This window comes from Fibrobacter sp. UWB2 (assembly GCF_002210425.1).
In the GTDB taxonomy this organism is placed as follows: Bacteria; Fibrobacterota; Fibrobacteria; order Fibrobacterales; family Fibrobacteraceae; genus Fibrobacter; species Fibrobacter elongatus.
Window position 1 is genome coordinate 336347 of sequence record NZ_MWQK01000005.1, and the last position, 18312, is coordinate 354658.

15 protein-coding genes are annotated in these 18312 nt (G+C 50.3%); 1 reads left to right on the forward strand and 14 read right to left on the reverse strand.

Going from position 1 to position 18312, the window contains the following annotated elements; genetic code table 11:
- Window positions 1–9: 9 nt before the first annotated feature.
- The 8 genes from B7982_RS11685 to B7982_RS11720 all read right to left on the reverse strand — a co-directional run bounded on the left by B7982_RS11685 (window position 10) and on the right by B7982_RS11720 (window position 10501).
- A complete protein-coding gene (locus B7982_RS11685; protein ID WP_088660900.1) occupies window positions 10–438 on the reverse strand; it encodes a copper resistance protein NlpE N-terminal domain-containing protein in 429 nt (142 codons plus the stop codon).
- A gap of 46 nt (window positions 439–484) precedes the next feature.
- Window positions 485–1378 carry an SUMF1/EgtB/PvdO family nonheme iron enzyme gene (locus B7982_RS11690; RefSeq protein WP_088660901.1) on the reverse strand — a complete coding sequence of 298 codons (894 nt, stop codon included), beginning with the start codon at window positions 1376–1378 and terminating at the stop codon, window positions 485–487.
- A gap of 33 nt (window positions 1379–1411) precedes the next feature.
- Window positions 1412–4843 carry a hypothetical protein gene (locus tag B7982_RS11695; protein WP_088660902.1) on the reverse strand — a complete coding sequence of 1144 codons (3432 nt, stop codon included), beginning with the start codon at window positions 4841–4843 and terminating at the stop codon, window positions 1412–1414.
- A 133-nt stretch (window positions 4844–4976) separates the two neighbouring features.
- Window positions 4977–5714, reverse strand: coding sequence for a hypothetical protein (locus B7982_RS11700; protein WP_233138527.1), 738 nt, complete (start codon window positions 5712–5714; stop codon window positions 4977–4979).
- A gap of 57 nt (window positions 5715–5771) precedes the next feature.
- The gene (locus B7982_RS11705) at window positions 5772–7688 is read right to left on the reverse strand and encodes a hypothetical protein (protein WP_088660904.1); all 1917 of its coding nucleotides are present in this window, start codon (window positions 7686–7688) and stop codon (window positions 5772–5774) included.
- A 20-nt stretch (window positions 7689–7708) separates the two neighbouring features.
- The gene (locus B7982_RS11710; protein WP_088660905.1) at window positions 7709–8470 is read right to left on the reverse strand and encodes a PASTA domain-containing protein; all 762 of its coding nucleotides are present in this window, start codon (window positions 8468–8470) and stop codon (window positions 7709–7711) included.
- A 16-nt stretch (window positions 8471–8486) separates the two neighbouring features.
- Complete coding sequence (locus B7982_RS11715; RefSeq protein WP_088660906.1) at window positions 8487–9197, reverse strand: Crp/Fnr family transcriptional regulator; 711 nt, start codon at window positions 9195–9197, stop codon at window positions 8487–8489.
- A 20-nt stretch (window positions 9198–9217) separates the two neighbouring features.
- Complete coding sequence (locus B7982_RS11720) at window positions 9218–10501, reverse strand: adenylosuccinate synthase (RefSeq protein ID WP_088660907.1); 1284 nt, start codon at window positions 10499–10501, stop codon at window positions 9218–9220.
- 211 nt (window positions 10502–10712) lie between these two features.
- On the opposite strand from B7982_RS11720, the gene B7982_RS11725 reads away from it, so the two are divergent.
- Window positions 10713–11180, forward strand: a complete 468-nt coding sequence (locus tag B7982_RS11725; protein ID WP_088660908.1) for a hypothetical protein — start codon at window positions 10713–10715, stop codon at window positions 11178–11180.
- Window positions 11181–11277: 97 nt separating this feature from the next.
- On the opposite strand, the gene B7982_RS14835 is transcribed toward B7982_RS11725, so the two are convergent.
- The 6 genes from B7982_RS14835 to aroA all read right to left on the reverse strand — a co-directional run bounded on the left by B7982_RS14835 (window position 11278) and on the right by aroA (window position 18241).
- On the reverse strand, window positions 11278–11535 hold the full coding sequence (locus B7982_RS14835) for a hypothetical protein (protein WP_158213009.1): 258 nt from the start codon (window positions 11533–11535) through the stop codon (window positions 11278–11280).
- A complete protein-coding gene (locus B7982_RS11730) occupies window positions 11525–11752 on the reverse strand; it encodes a hypothetical protein (protein WP_088660909.1) in 228 nt (75 codons plus the stop codon). Before B7982_RS11730 ends, B7982_RS14835 begins: the two co-directional genes overlap by 11 nt.
- Complete coding sequence (locus B7982_RS11735) at window positions 11749–12723, reverse strand: hypothetical protein (RefSeq protein WP_144065962.1); 975 nt, start codon at window positions 12721–12723, stop codon at window positions 11749–11751. The genes B7982_RS11730 and B7982_RS11735 overlap by 4 nt, the downstream gene beginning before the upstream one ends.
- A 440-nt stretch (window positions 12724–13163) precedes the next feature.
- Window positions 13164–15314 (reverse strand): D-alanyl-D-alanine carboxypeptidase/D-alanyl-D-alanine-endopeptidase, encoded by a 2151-nt coding sequence (gene dacB, locus B7982_RS11740; protein ID WP_088660911.1) that lies wholly within the window; start codon window positions 15312–15314, stop codon window positions 13164–13166.
- Between the two features lie 9 nt (window positions 15315–15323).
- Window positions 15324–16916 (reverse strand): extracellular solute-binding protein, encoded by a 1593-nt coding sequence (locus B7982_RS11745; protein ID WP_088660912.1) that lies wholly within the window; start codon window positions 16914–16916, stop codon window positions 15324–15326.
- Window positions 16913–18241 carry a 3-phosphoshikimate 1-carboxyvinyltransferase gene (gene aroA / locus B7982_RS11750; protein ID WP_088660913.1) on the reverse strand — a complete coding sequence of 443 codons (1329 nt, stop codon included), beginning with the start codon at window positions 18239–18241 and terminating at the stop codon, window positions 16913–16915. The genes B7982_RS11745 and aroA overlap by 4 nt, the downstream gene beginning before the upstream one ends.
- Window positions 18242–18312: the final 71 nt, after the last annotated feature.

The following is an 18312-nucleotide window of genomic DNA, read 5'->3' on the forward strand; positions in this document are numbered from 1 at the left end:
CTCTCGCTCTTACATCTTAATTTTTTTATAGAATCGGACTAGCACCGCTTTCATGCCTTCGGCATCGCGGTACACGCTTCCAAACTTCATCAATGCCAAGTTCCCGACACGGTCGCGCTTGAAAGCCCATGCAGCATTATTTTCCGTGAGGGAAAGTTTCACGATGCTATCGGCATACACAAACGTCCCATGGAGCGTATCGACATGCAGGGAATCTTTCAAAACGGACTCAATAACCTGAGCGGAACCGTCATTGAGCAAATCCATTTCCAGGACACGCTGCTTGCAGTCATCGCACGGCATTTTGCCCATATAATAGCCAAAGACATCCGCAGGGATTTCTACGGGAGGCAAGTCAGGAAGCGGTTCCTTTTTTTCTTCGGAACAACCCACAAAAAGACCGCAAAATATTGCGGCTAGCACATAGGCATATTTCATGTACAATAATCTAAAAAATTTCAGACAAGGCTAAAGGAACAGAACTTTAAAAACCGGTAGAATAGACCAGTCTAAAGCCAACCGTCACCTTGGACTGGGCAGGTGCGAGCTTTTCGCGTTCCTTTGGAGCAAGCGCGGTTACCTTGTCCGACCAGCCACCGCCACGGACAATGCGGTATTCGCCTGAATTTGGCCCTGTGTAGTTGTCGCTCTTGTTTTTCGGATAAGCGTCATACCAGTCGTTAACCCATTCGGCGACGTTTCCTGCCATGTCATAAAGGCCATAACCATTAGGCAACTTTTGAGCAACCTCATCAGGTCCGGCAGTTTGTCCATAATAAGCATACTTGGACGCCACATCGGTATCCCAGTAATAAGTTGTCGTGGTGCCGCCATGGGCCGCCACTTCCCATTCGTTTTCAGTCGGAAGCCTTACAGCTGCGGCCGAATAGTCAATCTTCAAGTCCACCAAGACGGAGTCCTTAGAGATGGACTTGTAAACGTAAGATGTATCAAGCCCGGCAAGCTTCGAGAACGCATTGCAAAACAGAACGGCATGGTACCAGTCCACGTTTGAAACGGGTCTATTCTCGCCTTCTTTCGACTGTTTCGGAAGCCCATTCATTACAAATTCATAGACTTTCTGGGTCACTTCGGTCGATGCAATGGCAAAGGAGTTTACTCCAAAGGAATTCACGCCACGCGTAATCGAAGATTTGGGAATGCGCTTCCAGTCAAACATGCCAAAAATGATGGGGTCTACATCAGGCGCGATGGCGCTCGATGAATTTTTCGAATCGGAACTAGACGTCTTATTTTTGTCTATCGGGAAAACGGCCTCGCTTTCGACAGCATCGCCACTTGCCGTGCACGCCACAAGCAGAACAGACGCACACAATGCAAGCACAAGGCCATTCAACAGATAAAGTCTACGATTCATAACCACGTCCCCTTTAGGCTCTAAACGCAACCGCTAGCGGACAACGCCCACGCGGTAAAGTTTCTGCTTAGTCTTGCCGCTCTGGAACTTGACCTTCAGGCGGGCCGTATAAACGTCACTGCCGAGATTACGCAAGTCGAGATTGGCCTGGTTCTTGCCCGCAACGCCATCCGGGATGTTCGTCTTGAAAACGCAGAGGCCCGTGATGTCATACAGTTCAAGCTTGATGGACTGCGGCTTTGCACCAAGTTCCATGCGCACCTTCGCATCGCCACCGCGCACCGGGTTCGGGTAAATGAAGAATTCCGAAATTTCGTCCCTCGACTTTATGGCGTTGATATCGCCAAGCTTGGAAGCATCGAAGAATCCCGTACGTTCGTTGCCACCCGCAGGGAGAGCCCATGCAGCTGCAGTCTTCTCGGCCCCGTTGGCAGCCTTGTCCAGACGGAACGCCGCCACGCTATTCCTGTGGAACGCATAAAGTTCAGGGCCCTTGGATTCCTTGACAGCATCCGTTACAAAGATGCTCATCGGCACAAGCTGCGAAAGTGAATCCGTCAACTCATAACTGCCAGCCGCAATCGGGAAGCGGTCAGACACACGCTTACCCGCACTTGTGTAAGCATAGACAAGGCCATTGTTCGACGGCACGAGAATCTCTGGAATTTTGTCGCCCGTGACATCGACAAGAAGCGGGTCGCTCTGGAATCCGAGAATCGGCGCACCACGGTTGATTGTCACCGGGAAGCCATCTAACGGCAAGCCAAAGCGGTCGAGCGCATAAACCAAATTATCACCGAGGAATACAATTTCCGGATAGCCGTCGTTGTTGATATCGCCAAGAGCAATGCCAGAATTTTCATCCGTGAGACCGTTCTTGCCAGAAGCGCCGCGCTTGTAATCGCGGACCCATTCTGCATTGAGCTTGTCGCCTTCAGAAAGCTTAAAGCTTGCAATAGTCCCACGAGAACCAAGCATCACTGCCTCAACGGTTCCGTCGCGGTCCAAGTCCGTACAGGCCACGCGGAACTTTTCGCCACTGGCGACAGACAACTGCGCATAGCCCGCCTTCTGCTTGCTAAAGCTCGGGCGTTCATCGGCCTTGTCTTCGAGCGTAAACTTGCGCATGAAGATTTTGCCTTCATCGCCCACGACCACGCCAAAGTAATCCTTCTTGTCCACCTTGCAAAGAGCCATGTCCTGCGGACGAACGCCTTCCGTCGATGTAAACGTACGGGTCATTTCGTCGGTCAAGTTCACCGTCCAGAATCCCGAATCAGAAGCAAAGAACAAGTGCGAGTTAGCCACAATCGGGCCGACCAATGCCGACTTGATTGCAGGGGCTCCCGAGACAGATTTCTGCAAGTCCATTACGTCTTGCATCGGGACACCGGCATTAAACGATGTGCGCACCAAGTACTTTTTATGCAACGAATAAACGCGTTCTCCGTCACCAGCAAGCCCGACAAGCGGACCATAATTCGGCCCCACGCGATACAGCAGCTGCTCCACCTTGGCATTGTTCTTCGAGACCTGTTCTATCACGACAGACGTATCCGAGGCAAAGAGGGAATCGCCAAGAGCGTTCATCGCCTGGAGCGTTCCATCTTCGGAGGCAAATACAACAGCCTTGCCCGTTTCGTCATTTTCATAATTCACGAATACGGCGCCACGCACAGCATTTGCAAGCCCGACGTTTTTCGGGAATTTCGAATTTTCGATACTGCCGTCATCGACGCTAATCGTCACGCGAATAATCGGAGCGGCAAAGTTATACACGCTATCGCCCTTGAACGAGTTGGCGTTCCTTTCGATACGGGCATCCTTCGGGACCTCGACAGAAATCTTGATTCCCGTATGGCCGCCCAGCGTCGTAGCCGTATTGGCATAGCCCGTCGGGAGAATCGTCTTGACTGTATCCGTAGGTTTCTTGTCCTTTGAATAGCGGGCATGCGGGAGCAGGTCCGTACCGCCACCAAAATCATAGGCATCTTCACCAATGGCATTCTTGAACGTCTTGCCAATGCTCAGCACGCCATCGGATTCCACAAGCGAAAGTCCAAACTGATGGTCGCGAAAATCATCACCACCCCAAAGGTTTGCGGCCCCGTACTGCACCGCTTCGCGCAAGTACCAGTCGTTCACCTTCCACACGGCAATACCGCTCGCCGGGAGAGCCGCATCAAAGCTGCTCACGCCAAGCACAAGCCCCTTCGCCATGTTCGTATTGCGCTTGCACTTGCCATCCGTGCAAAGGCTATCTTCAAAAACCGTATTCAGGCTATCTGCAATGACCGAGCGCTTTTCGACATCGTTATTTTGCTTAGCCTCGCCAAGATAAACAGTCACCTTGCCATCTTTTTCCCAAGAGCGCTGACGGTTCTCAATCAAGATGTATTCGTTTGCGCTCAAGGCGACCTTCACAATTTCGGTGCCGAGGCCGCTACCCGCAGCCGCAATATCAACCGTCACCGGATGCCCTGCTGTCGGGTGTACTTCCTTGACAGCCGACCAACCCATGTAGGCACGTTCCCAAGCCGCCGGTAAAACCGGGAAGAATCCGTTACCCGTATTGTAGCCTGCAAAATCCATCACATCGAAATAGCCCAGGCGAGAAATTCCCTGAACACGGTCGTAGGTATCGGGCATGCCAAGTTCACGGCCAATCTGGTTCACCACAATGCCGTTAATTCCCCAGTTCAGGCCATCCTGCGATGCCGTTTCGCTCACCACCATGATGCTCTTGAGCGTATCAATTGCAGAACCCTTCAGCACAAGGCCATTGTACAGGGAATCATCAGAAACAACAAGCTCCGGAAGCGAATCACTCTGCAGGTAAATCCAGTCCGGCCTTCCAATGTAAATATCCAGGAAATCCCCCGGAGTATTTGCGCCCTTGGTCCCCATGCTGCCGCCATCGAGCAAGCGGTTAGCACCCGCATGCGCAATCATGAACGAACGTCTGGTATTCGGATTTTCGGAAAGCGGAATCTTGAACGGAGATCCATCTTCGGACTTGTGCGCGGCCATCACCGCGTCATAGACAAAACGCAAGTAGTCATGGCTGCGGGCTTCGTCATACGCAGCCGTCTTTTCGCCCTTCAGTTTCTGGGTTCGGTTATAGTCGATTATCGGCTTGTTGATTTCGTAAGCCGTCCCATTTTCAGGGAATATCGTCGTCTTGATGACGAGTTTGCCACCACTTGCCGCCTGGTAATAGGAATTCGCAAACTGCAAATGCTTTTCCCAGTAATACTTGTTCCCGCGGCTTTCGGAGGGGTCCAGGTTATACGTTGCCGTATCGGAGCCAAATCGCCCGGTACCCGTAGTGAGCGAGTTGTCCGGAGACTCCTTTTTAAACTGCACGCGCAGCACAAAAACTTCGAGCGTGTCCGCCGCATGCGTAAATGACGCAAAAGAGAGGACCCCCAAAAACAATGCGAAAATCTTGGCATTTAACTTCATGTTTATAATTTACTAAAATAGAACTTAGAACTTAGAACTTAGAACTTAGTTTTTTTAATTTAAAGTCTACTTAGTAGGACAACTGCGTAAGGCGAGTGAAGCGAAAGTACAAGTAGAACGGAAAAAACGCTAGTTATTCGCCAATGCGCTGGTAGCTTCTCGGGATATTGAGGCGCCAGGTGCCCATGCCAAATTTCTTTCCGTGGTCGACTTTGCGCACACGAATTTCGAGGAATGTCGTTTCGTCACGAATAAAGGAAATTTTAGAAGGAGTCTTTACACCGGAAAATTCCTTGTATTCCTCGATGACAAGTGTTTCATCTTTGCCATCGCGGCCAAGCGTCTGTAGCCAAAGCACTTCGCCATCCTTTTCGGCGTAGGTATAGTGGCGCGTCAGGACATCGCGGGCTTCGTGAATTTTCACAACGGAGGAATCAGAACTCCCGACGCCAACAATCACAGAATCGCGCACCGAGATTTCTTCGACTTTCTCGGGAACCACATGACCTTCAAAAAGTCCTGCCACCTGGTGGATATGCACTAGCGGGAGCGACGGATCGTTCAGAAGGCCAACCATGTAGCCCACGCCCTGCATGTAAAGCTTTTCAGTCGGGAAAACCATCTGCCAGCCTTCAGGGAGCCACAAGAGCGAGGCCACTCCAATGCCTAGCGAGCCCGTAAGTTCCATACGGTAGCGCTTGCCAGGCACAGAAAACAGCACGGCATCCAATTCCTGTGATTTTCCATCCTGCGAATAAATCGTAAGGGTGAATTTTGCACGCAAGCTATCGGCAGGGGCTTCAACATTCTGCGAAGCAGGATCGGTCGCCGGCTTTCCACCGGTGCAGCCAATCAAAAAGAGGCTAAACAAAAGGAGTAAAAAAAGTCCCCGCAAAAAGGCGCCGCACTTAGCCACGGTCATAAGCACCTACTTCTTTTTGCCAAAGAACTTCAATGCATCCGGGTGCTTCGGGTTCAGCTTCAGCAATTTCCGGTAAGACTTGCGGGCTTCTTTCTTAAGGCCAAGAGCGTCCTGGATGGCAGCCATGTGTTCCCAGAAAACGTCATCACGGCTCATTTTCTTGCTGTCAATCAGCTGCATGGCCTCATAAGCTTCATCAAAGCGGCCCATGCGGTAGAGCCCCCAAGCCTTGGAATCGAGGTAAGCGTCTTTCGATTCGCCATCCTTTTCCAGAGCGAGCGCTTCGAGCACGAGCTTGTAACCCTTCTCGACTTCTGCCGTCGAGCGGTTCAATTCGATGAGCGAATAGCCGTAATAGTTGAGCGTCGAAGCCCTTTCATGTGGGCTGAACTCGTTTTTCTTTATCAAAAATTCGAAATGGCGGAACGATTCGTCATAGCGCTTGAGGCGTTCCAGGTTCATCGCCATCGAGAGGCGCACGCGATTGTACGAGGAATCCTTCGCAAAGAACTTTTCGAGCATGGCCTCGGCGCGGGTGCGATTGTTCGTAGCACGGGCCTTCTTGGCTGAATCTGCCTTCAAGTCCTTTTCGAGGTCCAAGGCCTCGCCGATAAGCGCTCTTGAATAGATATCCAAAACCTGCAAATACTTGATTTGCGCCTCGTTCTTCATCTGTACTAAATTCACAGAATCCACAACGCCCGGGAGCGGCTTCCAGTTCTCCCAGAAATTCATAAGCGAATCAAGCAAGGGGAACGCCTTTTCGTACTTGTCTGCAAGAGCATACACAGAAGCAAGCAGCATTCGGGTATCGCCGTTCGATACAGAATCGGACTTTTCGGCATACTTTATCGCTTCAGGAAAATTCTGTTCGCTCGCAAAGATATTCACAAGACCAAGGAATGCACGGTTTGCATACTTCGGCTGGCCCTGCAACTTATCGACGGACTGCAACAGGTGAACCTTAGCACTATCGCGCATGTCGACGTCATATTCGTACTGGCCGATAAAACACAAAATGGCAGGCGTCTTAACGCCGTCTTCAAAGTACTTCTTGCGTGCAAAAGCGTAGGCGCTGTCCCCCGGCATCGAAGAAAGCACCATAATTGTCATTTCTTCGTCTTCGGTTTTTGCACTCGTAAGGGTGTCAACAATGGCGGCCGCTTCCTTGAAGCGCTTCATTGCCATAAGGCCGCGCACCTTCTGCAAAAGCATCTGCTTGTCGCCCGTTGCCTCGTGCGCCTTGCCAAAAAGTTCAACAACAGCGGAATCACGACCAAGATCCAGGAGGAGCGAAAGCTGGCGCTGGAACAAGGTCGAGATGTAGTTGACCTTCGGCAAAAGCAAGTCGTAAATGCGGACAAGTTCCTTTTCGTCACGGACCGCTTCGAGGAAAAGGCTATAGTCATAAAGCAAAGCCATGTCCTGATAGCGCGAGGAATCAAGTCCCATCACAAAATACTTGCGGCAAGAATCGGCTTCGCTCACCTTCACGTAGAGTCGGGCAAGCAATGCATACTGGGCTGCCGTGCGCTTGCCCTTGAGTTGCGATGCCTTTTTCGCTTCGACGAGAGCCAAGGAATCTTCGCCTGCAGCCACCAGGCGTTCAGCGACACCAAAGCCTAAGTAACGGCTCGTTGGGTCGGCCTTGTAGGCCTGCTTCCAGAAGAAATCCGCCTCACGCTGGTCGCCACGCATTTCCATGTTTTTGGCAAGGAAGAAAAATTCATGGGCCGCTTCAAGGTCCACTTCGACCTTGGAAGTCTTTCCGGCCGTATCTTCAACCACCTTCTGGACCAAGGCGGAATCAGCGGCCGTCAGGGATTTCGCGGCATCATCCGTCTTTTTCGCAGGGGCAGAACTGCAGGCGCACAAAGCGGCCACACCCAAAGAAAGCACCCATGGAAAAAAGACATGACGCATTAAAATCTCCCAAGACAACTCTAGTCAGCAATAATAAAGTTCACGCGTGCACCCGGCTTGAGGTAGTCGCCGTACTTCGGAGACGTTTCGATCACTGAACCAGGACGAGCACCGTCTTCGCTTTTTTGGCGCTTCACAGAACCCACCTTGAAACCAAGCCTATCCATCTGCGGATAAACTTCGTCCATCAGGATTCCTTCAAAATTGGGGAGCAATGTTCTACCGCTCGTAGCGCCCGCAGAAATCACGACCTTCACCGTATCGCCCACGCGGACGGTATCGCCAGCAAGCGGGATTGTACGGATAACGGCACCGCGCGGGATGCTCTGGTGTGCGCCCTGGATTGTACCGCCGTTGACAAGTCCAGCTCGGACAAGCGAGATATCGGCCTGCTTCTGGCTCTTGCCGCGCAAATCCGGAATAATCACTTTGCGAAGTCCGAGGCTCTTCGTAAGCCTTACTGTACGGCCAATCTTTGCCGTGCGGCCTGCTTTCGGCATCTGCACGAGCACCATGCCTGCCGGCACCTGCGAACTATAGCGGCCTTCCTTGACCCATTCGAACTTGAAGCCAGCCTCGGTCAAAGCCGTTTCGGCGGCCTTTTCTGAGAGGCCTTCGAGATTCGGCACCTCGCCCGTCTTGGCAAAAGCCCCTGCAAATGCAGGCATCAAAAGCTTATCGACCATAAAGACAAGCACGATAACGACAACAATCCAAATGACGAAAGCCTTGAAAATGGCAGTCTGCCTAACCTTGTTCCAAAGCGACTTTATTTTATTCATAACAATTCTTTTGGAATTAACCCTTAGTTGCTTTTTCCTGGAGCATGTCTTCGTCAAAGATGACGATATCCTTGCCGGTCATTGCTATTGCGTTTGTACGCACCAGCAAGGAACAGATACGGCTTACCGTTTCACGTGTCGTGCCCGACATATCGGCGAGCTGCTGCTGCGTTGGACGGTTGTGGATAACAGTCACCATGTTTCCGTTATCCGTATGGATACGGACGCCACGTTCCTGCATCAAGTTGAGGAGCGTCCCTGCCACACGGCCAGAGACAGACATGGTCGAAAGAGAGCCTATCTGCTTATTCGCCTTGCGGAGTCTCTTGCAAAGTTCGCTCATGAGAGCCATTGCAATTTCGGGTGACTTGCGAAGCAAGCTAAGGAAAGATTCACGGTGGATGACGAGAAGTTTGGCGTCAGTCACCGTACGGACGGAGGCAGACCGGGGTTCGCCGTCAATCAGCGACATTTCCCCGAAAAAGTCCCCGCGTTCAAGGAAGGACAAAATGGTTTCACGTCCGTCGATGCCTGTCATGTAGACTTGCACGGAACCAGTGGCGATCAAGTACAGAGCCTGCACAGAATCATCACCTTCCAGGACCACAGTCTCATCACGATTGTAGTTCTTGACGATTACCAGATTGGCAATCATCCCCAACTGTTCTTCGTTCAACTCCGAAAAGAGCTCGACGCCCTTCAGCAAATCAACTGTGGATGTATCCATTTTTCCTTCCCCTTTTTATTTTAGTCGAGATCAACAATGATGCTCTGGTCGCGCTTAGCACCGATAGAAATCATACCGATCTTCACGCCGACAAGTTCAGCCATGCGTTCGAGATACTTGCGAGCGTTAGCCGGCAATTCTTCGAGCTTACGGCACTTGGTGGTATCGCACTTCCAGCCCGGCATTTCTTCGTAAACCGGCACGCAACGTCCGACCTTGGAAAGCTGGTTCGGGAAGTTTTCGATCTTTTCACCGTCGCATTCATAGTGAGTGCAAATCTTGATGGTGTCGAACGTGTCGAGCACGTCGAGCTTCGTGATGGCGAGGTGCGTAAGGCCATTCACCACGGCAGCCTTGCGGACCACCGGAGCGTCGAACCAACCGCAGCGGCGGTTACGACCGGTCGTTGCACCGTATTCGTTACCGATCTTGCGGAGCGTGTCGCCCGTTTCGTCCAAAAGTTCGGTCGGGAACGGACCGTTACCCACGCGGGTCGTGTAAGCCTTGACGACACCGACAACCTGGTCGATAGCCGTGGGGCCAATGCCTGCGCCGCAGCTTGCGTAACCGGCAACAGTGTTGCTGGAGGTCACGAACGGGTAAGTACCCTGGTCGACGTCAAGGATAGTACCCTGAGCACCTTCGAACACGAGGCGCTTGCCTTCCTTCACTGCCTTGTAGAGCATTTCGCTCACGTCGGCAACGAACGGCTTGATCTTCTGGCCGAGTTCGAGGTAGTCCTTGATGACCACTTCCGGATCGATTTCCGGAACATCGTACATCACCTTAAATTCTTCGTTGTGGACCTTGGCCATGGCTTCGACGCGCGGACGGAGTTCGCGTTCGTCCATGAGGTCACCCACGCGGACACCGATGCGGTTCACCTTGTCGCTATAGCACGGACCGATACCGCGACCCGTAGTACCGATAGCGGCCTTGCCGGCCTTCTTTTCCTTGGCGCGGTCCAAGGTGGAGTGGTACGGGAGCACGACGTGTGCGTTGTTAGCGATGAACAGACGGCCTTCCGGGTTGATGCCCTTCGTGTGGAGGTCTGCAATTTCGTTCAGAGTCTGGATCGGGTCGAGCACGACACCGTTACCGATGACGCAAATCTTGTCCGGGTGCATAATGCCCGAGGGAATAAGGTGGAAGACGAACTTCTTGTCGCCAACTTCCACAGTGTGACCGGCGTTAGCGCCGCCCTGGAAACGCACGATATAGTCTGCATCGAGCGTTAAGAAATCTACAACCTTGGCTTTTCCTTCGTCACCCCACTGGGAGCCGATAACAACACGATTTGCCATAAATCCTTCGTTTTATTTCTTTGACAACCGAAACGGTTTCCCCAAGGTACTTCCCTGGAGCCCTTTTTCGCCATAAAGATAGTAAGAGCTACCATAAAAAGCGAACTTTACGCCCAAAATTAACTCACAATTTACCCCTAAAAACGAGGTCAAATCAAGGCGTTTCATTTTTGCGCGCTCCCGTAAAATACAAATTTCTTATCTTTAGGCCATGCCAGAAGAAATTACATCGCAAATCAAGAGGCTCGCGCCGCTTCTCGAAGAAGATTCCGAAGTTTTTCGCGAACTCACTACGTTCTTTGGCAAGAATGCCAAAATCGAGATGCACCACGGCGACCTTTCCAAGTTCCTTCAGGACAACAGAACGTTCGAAGTCGTGCGCGTGAGCGGCAAGAGCTACAAGGACTGCGTTTACGAGCTTGTGGACAACTATCCCGAAATGATGGACAGCATCGGCATGTTGCGCTACTACAAGGCGCCAACCGGGAATATCAAGTGGGAAGAAGTCGAAGCCGCCGAAATTGCGATGGGCAATGAACTCACGATGAACGCCTACGGGTGGGCTCCTGACGCCTGGACGATTTTCGAAAACAACGCATTCGACGAAGCCACCGCGCCAGAGGACAAAAAAGGCGACTACAGCCTCGTGGCAATAGTCGCGCTAGATTCGTTGCTGTAGCGGTTTTGGGGTATGAGCTCGGAGCTAAAGCTCCTTTGAGGTATGGGCAATTTCATTCAGAATTTTCACTCACACCCCATGCCTTTACTTCTTGGGCTTATTCAATCAAAGTTCGACGATGACCAAATCGTTTATTTTTATTCCAAGTTCTATCACCAAGTTCTACAGCATTGTTCTTGGAACTGTTTCTTGTATTAGAAAACGCACGCCAATTATAAACATAAGAATTGCGAACATAATCATAACCAGCATTCCATTTAGGTTCTTCCAAAATATTATGCGAAATCCATCTTGTCACACGATCATCAGACGTATAGCCACCCATGGTAGCAGCACCCATACGATCATGGAACATTACCAGAATCAGGGTCAGCTGCAAGTCTTTCTGAAAGCAAAGCAAACGCATCATCTACCGAACTTGCGCATCTTTCAATAAAACCACTAGAAGAATCAGCTGCACCATGAACAAGGACCACATTGTACTTCGTTACGGATTCCATCGGTTGCGGAAGCAATGCCCATAAATCAGAAAGAAAACAGAAAAGAACAAGAACAGCGTATAAACGTTTCATAATCTTCCTTCCACGACATACAAATCATCGTCAACATCGTATTTTATTTCCGAACCCACAGAATCAATAAATGACGAGTATATTTTATCCATTCTTATCATAGGAGTAACAGGATTTAATGGATTGATTATATTAAGAGTCCAACCATTCAAAGGGTTTGATTTTCCATCCAGAAGCCGAGTCGGATGATCGAGCAAAAACCATTTTCCACCGATAATTTTCACGTTATCCTCCGACACTATAGACCAATTTGCATTTTCCCAAACCAGAGAATCCGTTTTACGTCCATTCTTATAGAGCCTAACCCCATAACGTCCATCTTCGTATATAGCCTTCAAACATATTTCATCTCCATCCAAATAAGTCGCATCCTCACATTCATCGAGCCATGCGTATTCACCATCCATCGTAAGTTGATTCACATTTCCTGTTGATGTATCCAAAACTGCATAGTCACACCCCTTAGTCCCAATCAAGAGAACATTTCCATTTTTCCATGGTCTAAAACGAGTGTGCTTAGCCCCATCATATCCGTTACAAGGAGCAACCCATTTTAAACTCTTTACATTTGTCGGTTTTTCACCAATTTTCCAAAACCCAAATTTACGCTTGTCATCCATCAAAAAAATAACGGAAGAATCTCTGAAAAATCCTCTCATAAAACTCACAGAGTAATCCAAGGTATCCCCCCAATAAATAGGTTGTTTTTTTCTATAATTTGCGAGATACAAGCCATCGTTGCTCCCACCTTCAATACAGTCATCATAGCCCAAGGGTCCAACACCTTCATCACATTTTTTATAGGACCTACGATTATAAAGCAGCGCAAGAGAATCATCTACAAGCGAAACAACTCTTGGAGCCGAACGATCTTCCCACTTAAAAGTTGTATTATCCCCACACCCCCACACGCCTATGCAAGCAAGTAGGGCAACTAACGCCACTTGAAACTTTTTCATTCCACCCTTCATAAAATTCCTCCCTTGTCGCTGCAAACCGACAAGAAAACAAATATCCAAAGTAAATATAAATAATGATTCGAACAAAATTAAATAAGAGATTTTGCCGACAGCCCATCCCAACCAAATGCAAGTTCATCTATGTTTAAAATTTTCAAAGATGAATTTATATAAAATTTCTTATAACTTTAAGATGCATTGTCCAAGTAGATGACAGCATGTATAAAAGCAAAGACAAAGGCGAAGCCGTCCCCATCCGCGGATCATGACCACATAAGAGCTAAAGCTCTAAGTGGTCAAAGACAACAAGTGCGGCATGACAGAGCAATAAACAAAATTTAACCGGATCCTTCACCCTTTGGGTTCAGGATGACGTCAAAAAGGCGATGCCCGCTTAGTGGCGGGCATGACAAAGTGCAACCGGCTATCAACTAATAACCAATGACTAACAGCTAATGCTGTATAAACTTGAAGAACGTGACGCCGGGGACTTTACGAGTCTGCAAGTATTCGGCGAGCGGAACTTCAACAACCTGCTTCCTTTGCGATGACGCATGGCGCAGTATCGGCTTTTGCCCCGGATTGAAAATTACAAATCCCGTATGCGTGAGGTCAATCTTGTCCGACGTTCCGACAATTCCCACGCCAAGAACTTTCATTGTACCCTTGTACGTTTTCTTCGCCATTTCAATCGCCTTGTCCAAAGGCATGTAGCGCACTTTAACAGGCGTTTCCTTGCCCGTGTATTTCAGGTTATGGTTGCTGAAGAATTCCCTCTTGGGCATCGTGCGTTCGACCGAAACTTCGTTTTCCATCGGAATGACCTTGGCATACTTGCCTTCGCCAATCCAGTCGTCGAGCAGGTAGTGTTTGCGATTGAGGTAACTCACCTTGCCTCCTTTGTAGCGGAGGCGTTGTAACTGGCGATACAGAGACTTTTCGCTCTTGGCCATCGCAAGGGCAACGACATGTTCCAAATACGTCACGCAATCGACAGAGTCCAGATAAACTAGCGGCTTATCTTCAACCGTATCCAAATGGCCTTCGCCCATCGGGCCAAGCTTGTAAGGAGTTCCAATCAATCGCTTCGAGAAATAATCCAAGCGCTTGTTGAGTCCGCTAACACCTTGGGCATCGAGCCACAAAGTCTTCATTTGCAAAAGCGACTTGTAATTATTGTTGGTGTAGCTGATAAGGCGCATCCAGAGCGTATCGAGAACATCCTTGCTCTTGTAATCCGGATTGGTATTGGTGCCGTTCAGGTACATGGCCGCCGTCAGCGTGTCACCATCCATCGTGTAGATGTAGCCGACCAATGCATGGACTTCTGCGATGTAGCCCGTCTTGAATCGAGTAAGCCACGGGGCTTCAAAATCGATCATTCGCTTTGCACCGGAACCCACGCCCGGACTTGCAAAACTATTGATATAGTAGGCGCCCTTCGGGTGGCGAGCCATCTTTGCAAGCAATCTCGTGACCGTCGACGGTTTCACCTTGTTTTCAGGAGAAAGTCCACTGCCATCCCAGACATCAAAATCGGACTGCTTAATGCCCATATCCTGGAGGAACCTGCGTTCTGCCTTGCGACCACCTTCGACACTACCTTCGCCTGCGATTTGCGCCCCGAGATTGCGCAACAGCGTTTCGGCATGGAAATTCTGGCTGCGCTGATTGATTTCATCGAGGATGCTCAAGAGAGGCGCCGCCGAATACGAGAACTTTTTCAGTTCAGTATTGGAAGCAATCGTTGCATCTTCTTTAAAGACAACGCCACGGTCCTTGAGCGCGTACATAAACGCCGCCCTGAAATATCCAATCGGATTACGGATGGGGAGCACCATACTTGCAGAATCGATATCTTCGCCAATTGTTCCGCCCAGCGTAATGATGGACTTGTCGGGGTCAATGGAATACACCCACTTTTTCTTGAGACCCTTGACGGTCTTTAAGTTGTTCACAACCTTGACATAGCCCACATCGGGCTGTAACGACACGACCGCCGTATCGCCACGGAAATAGCCCGGCCAGAATCGGACAGTCACGCAGTTGTCATTGAATCCAAGCGGGCCAATTTCGGCACCGTACCAGGAATCGTAATAATTGCGGCGCCAATTTTCCGCTTTCCACGGACCGGTATAATAACTTGTATCCAAGTCAATCCGCCCGACAATCGTATCAATGCCCATCGCACGGATGGAATCCGCCATGTTATTCAAGACGTAAAACGGATCGTCGTAATATCTCGCCGAAATGTTCGGGTCACCCTCGCCGCGGATTTTTAGCGAGCCCGTCAGCGTGTGCCTTTTGGCATTAACATCGCCAAACACCGTCATTTCGGTTTTCGGCTCGTAATCAAGCGGCAAAAAATGGATTGCGGCAGCAGTCGTCAAGGTTTTAAGCGTACTTGCAGGCGTAAACATTTCATTTCCGTTTACGTTGCCAATTTCCTTGCCCATCTTTACAGAGCGCAAAGACATCCCAAAAGTCGTCCCCGGCAAAAGCGAATCGACATAGCTTTTATAAGAGGCCACGTTGACATGTGCAAAAAGCGGTGCCACAAGGAACGGCAACAAACGGGAAGTCATTTTAAACAACTTATTCATGAACGAGATCTACTTTTTTCTTCTTCTAAAGCAAGTGACGAGAACGCAAATCACCAAAATTCCTGCGCCAACCGAAATGAGCAAATACTTAGATGTATCAAGCCAATCCTTGAATTCATCTGCCGAAGGGTGTTCGTTACGGCCAATGATATTCGCTACATTTTTCGGATAAATTTCCTTGTGTTCATAAAGGAAGAACTGCTGGGCCCAATGCATACGCTCCGAGCCCTCTAAAGTATCGGGATAGCTGAGCAACGCATTGATCTTGGCGTTGGCGTCATAAACCAGTTTTGCAAGGGAGGCGCTTCGTTGTTTTTTGTGTTTCGTATTCACAAACAACGCCCCCATGCTGTTCGAAAGGTCAATCAGGACTTTTTCGACCTCGCCCCATTCCGGGATATTCGGGAAACTGCGGCTATGCTCGAGTTCCGCAACAATCTTGGAATAGCGCGAGTCGCGATTCCAGATGTGGAGAATGCTGCGGTCTGCAGGCAAGAACCCGACCTGGCGCGAAAACGCATCGATGTTGTCGGCACGGAGCATGTAGGCAAGCAGCTGTTCGGCAAGAGCATACTTGGACGTATCCTTCTTGTTGCCAAGAGCCAAGTGACTTCCGCCCATGAAAGAGAACCTTCCGAAAGGCCCGGTGGGTAAAACCATCACCTTGATTCCATCTTTTGCAATCGAGGAATTTGCAAGGCCGCCCGCCTGTTCCGGGAATTCCAGTTGCTTAATCAATTCGGATGTACCGTAATGGAACACGCGCTCCGAACGCACAAAGCCTTCGGCATTGTCCGAGGAGTTTTCGTACAAGCTATGAGGCGCCATCTGCGCATCGCCCATAATCTTTGCATAAAGCGCAAGCCCGACAAGCGTGTTTGAATCCAAAAGCGCACTGCGGTAGCCCTTGTCTGAAGGCACCACGAAATCACCACCATGGCTCCAGATAAACGGTGCCATGCACTGTTGGCCCGCCCAGTCGTCTTTACCAGGGAGCGCAATCGGAGTCACCTTGACTCCACTTTCCGTCTTCATGTCCGATTTAGCAATCGTCTTCAGCACGCCAAGGAACTGCGGGTACGAATCGATATCGGAATCTTCAAAACCGAGTTCGCTCCAAATCCTTTCGTTCACAAAAAAGCCACGAACGTCAATAAACCAAGGCACCGCATACGTTTCGGGCTTTCCAGAAATATGCGTACTACGAAGGCCCTCGCCTAAGAATCGAGCCGTATCGATTTTCGAAATCAAGTCGTCAATAGGACGGATGGCTCCAGTCGCCGCAAAGTGCGGGACCCACGTCGAACCAAGCTGGATTACGTCAGGAGCGACATCATTTGAATCGGCAAATGCGAAAGTGATTTTTCTGAATGCTTCGCCCCAGCTAAGCGATGTAAGCTTCACCGGGATTCCCGTTTCGCGATAGAACTTTTTCACAAGGCGCTTCATCGCATTTTTCGAGCCAAGACCATTGTCCATGACCCAAATCGAGAGCGTATCCGCCGCCGTAGCGGGGGCAGCAAGAGCGCCAAACACGAGGCAGGCGCAAAGCGCGAGCCGAGCAAAACTTGTGGCAACTATCTTCGAGGCGAGGCTTATCATTGAGCGAGTCTTCCGAAATCTTCAAAGAATTGGGGATAAGTCTTGTTCACACACGCAGGGTCGAGAATCTTGATGGGCACGCCACCGAGCGAGACAAGGCTAAAGCACATTGCCATGCGGTGGTCATTGTAAGTTTCAATTGTTGCCGGTTGCAGTTCCTTCGGCGGTTCAATCGTAATCGAATCCATGTCAGAGGAGACGGTCGCACCCACTTTGCGGAGTTCTGCCACCATGGCCGCAATGCGGTCGGTCTCTTTCACGCGCCAGCTGCCAATGCCGCGAATCGTCGTCGGAGCATCTGCAAACAAGGCAAGCACGGCAAGCGTCATTGCTGCATCAGGAATTTCAACAGCACTAAAATCGCCAAGGCTGCGCAAGCGACGGTCTTTAGGTCCCTTGCAGATAATGCACTTTTCGCCACTGGGTTCTACACTCGGGATAACTTCTGCACCCATGCGCTTCAGGACATCGATAAAGGCGATATCGCCCTGGATACTGTCTTCACTAATTCCAAGGACCTTCACTTCACCACCAGAAATCGCGGCAGCGGCAAGGGGGTAAGTGGCTGAGCTTGCATCGCCCTCGACATAATAGTCACCGGGGCTCTGGTACACGCCCTGCGGCACGTAGAAGTCCGTCAGGTCGTTGTGGCGCACGTTCACGCCAAAGCACTTCATCACATCGAGCGTGAGTTCGATGTACGGTGCAGAAATAAGCTCGCCTTCCACATGGATGTGGAGCGGGGTCTTACAGTACGGAGCGCAAATCAAAAGGGCCGTGAGGTACTGGCTCGAAATGTTACCGCGAACGCTCACATCGCCGCCCTTGAGGCCATCGGCCTTGATGCGGACCGGCGGGTAGCCTTCGGATTCCAGATACTTGATATCGGCACCAAGCGTACTGAGCGCATCGACCAAGTCGCGAATCGGGCGTTCGCCCATGCGTTCTTCACCGCGCAAAATGAACTTGCCCCAGCCAAGCGAAAGAGCGGCCGTCAAGGAACGCATCGCCGTACCGGCGTTCCCGAGATAAAGCTCCACCGGGAAATTGCCAGCATCAAACGGTTTACCATGGCCTTCAACCACAGCATCCGTATAATCAGCCGAAAAATCGACCTTCACGCCAAGACGTTTTAAAGCCTCGCCCATATAGCGGGTATCGTCGCTACGCAGCAGGTTGTGCAAGCGAGTTGTCCCGTTAGCAATTGCCGAGATCAAAAGCACACGATTGGTAATGCTTTTGGACCCCGGAACACGGATAGAACCATTAAATGAATGATAAGCGTCAAGCTGTTTAAAACTAGGGCGAAATTGAGAGTCGTTCATACAAGAAAAATTATACATTATTATCATACCGTGTTTTTTCGCAGGCGTCCAAAGCGAGTCGAAAATCACAC

Bases quoted from the DNA above. Each gene is read 5' to 3' on its own strand.
- B7982_RS11685 (WP_088660900.1), bottom strand. From the start codon at position 438: ATGAAATATGCCTATGTGCTAGCCGCAATATTTTGCGGTCTTTTTGTG.
- B7982_RS11690 (WP_088660901.1), bottom strand. From the start codon at position 1,378: ATGAATCGTAGACTTTATCTGTTGAATGGCCTTGTGCTTGCATTGTGT.
- B7982_RS11695 (WP_088660902.1), bottom strand. From the start codon at position 4,843: ATGAAGTTAAATGCCAAGATTTTCGCATTGTTTTTGGGGGTCCTCTCT.
- B7982_RS11705 (WP_088660904.1), bottom strand. From the start codon at position 7,688: ATGCGTCATGTCTTTTTTCCATGGGTGCTTTCTTTGGGTGTGGCCGCT.
- B7982_RS11710 (WP_088660905.1), bottom strand. From the start codon at position 8,470: ATGAATAAAATAAAGTCGCTTTGGAACAAGGTTAGGCAGACTGCCATT.
- B7982_RS11715 (WP_088660906.1), bottom strand. From the start codon at position 9,197: ATGGATACATCCACAGTTGATTTGCTGAAGGGCGTCGAGCTCTTTTCG.
- B7982_RS11720 (WP_088660907.1), bottom strand. From the start codon at position 10,501: ATGGCAAATCGTGTTGTTATCGGCTCCCAGTGGGGTGACGAAGGAAAA.
- B7982_RS11725 (WP_088660908.1), top strand. From the start codon at position 10,713: ATGCCAGAAGAAATTACATCGCAAATCAAGAGGCTCGCGCCGCTTCTC.
- B7982_RS14835 (WP_158213009.1), bottom strand. From the start codon at position 11,535: ATGTTCCATGATCGTATGGGTGCTGCTACCATGGGTGGCTATACGTCT.
- B7982_RS11730 (WP_088660909.1), bottom strand. From the start codon at position 11,752: ATGAAACGTTTATACGCTGTTCTTGTTCTTTTCTGTTTTCTTTCTGAT.
- B7982_RS11735 (WP_144065962.1), bottom strand. From the start codon at position 12,723: ATGAAGGGTGGAATGAAAAAGTTTCAAGTGGCGTTAGTTGCCCTACTT.
- dacB (WP_088660911.1), bottom strand. From the start codon at position 15,314: ATGAATAAGTTGTTTAAAATGACTTCCCGTTTGTTGCCGTTCCTTGTG.
- B7982_RS11745 (WP_088660912.1), bottom strand. From the start codon at position 16,916: ATGATAAGCCTCGCCTCGAAGATAGTTGCCACAAGTTTTGCTCGGCTC.
- aroA (WP_088660913.1), bottom strand. From the start codon at position 18,241: ATGAACGACTCTCAATTTCGCCCTAGTTTTAAACAGCTTGACGCTTAT.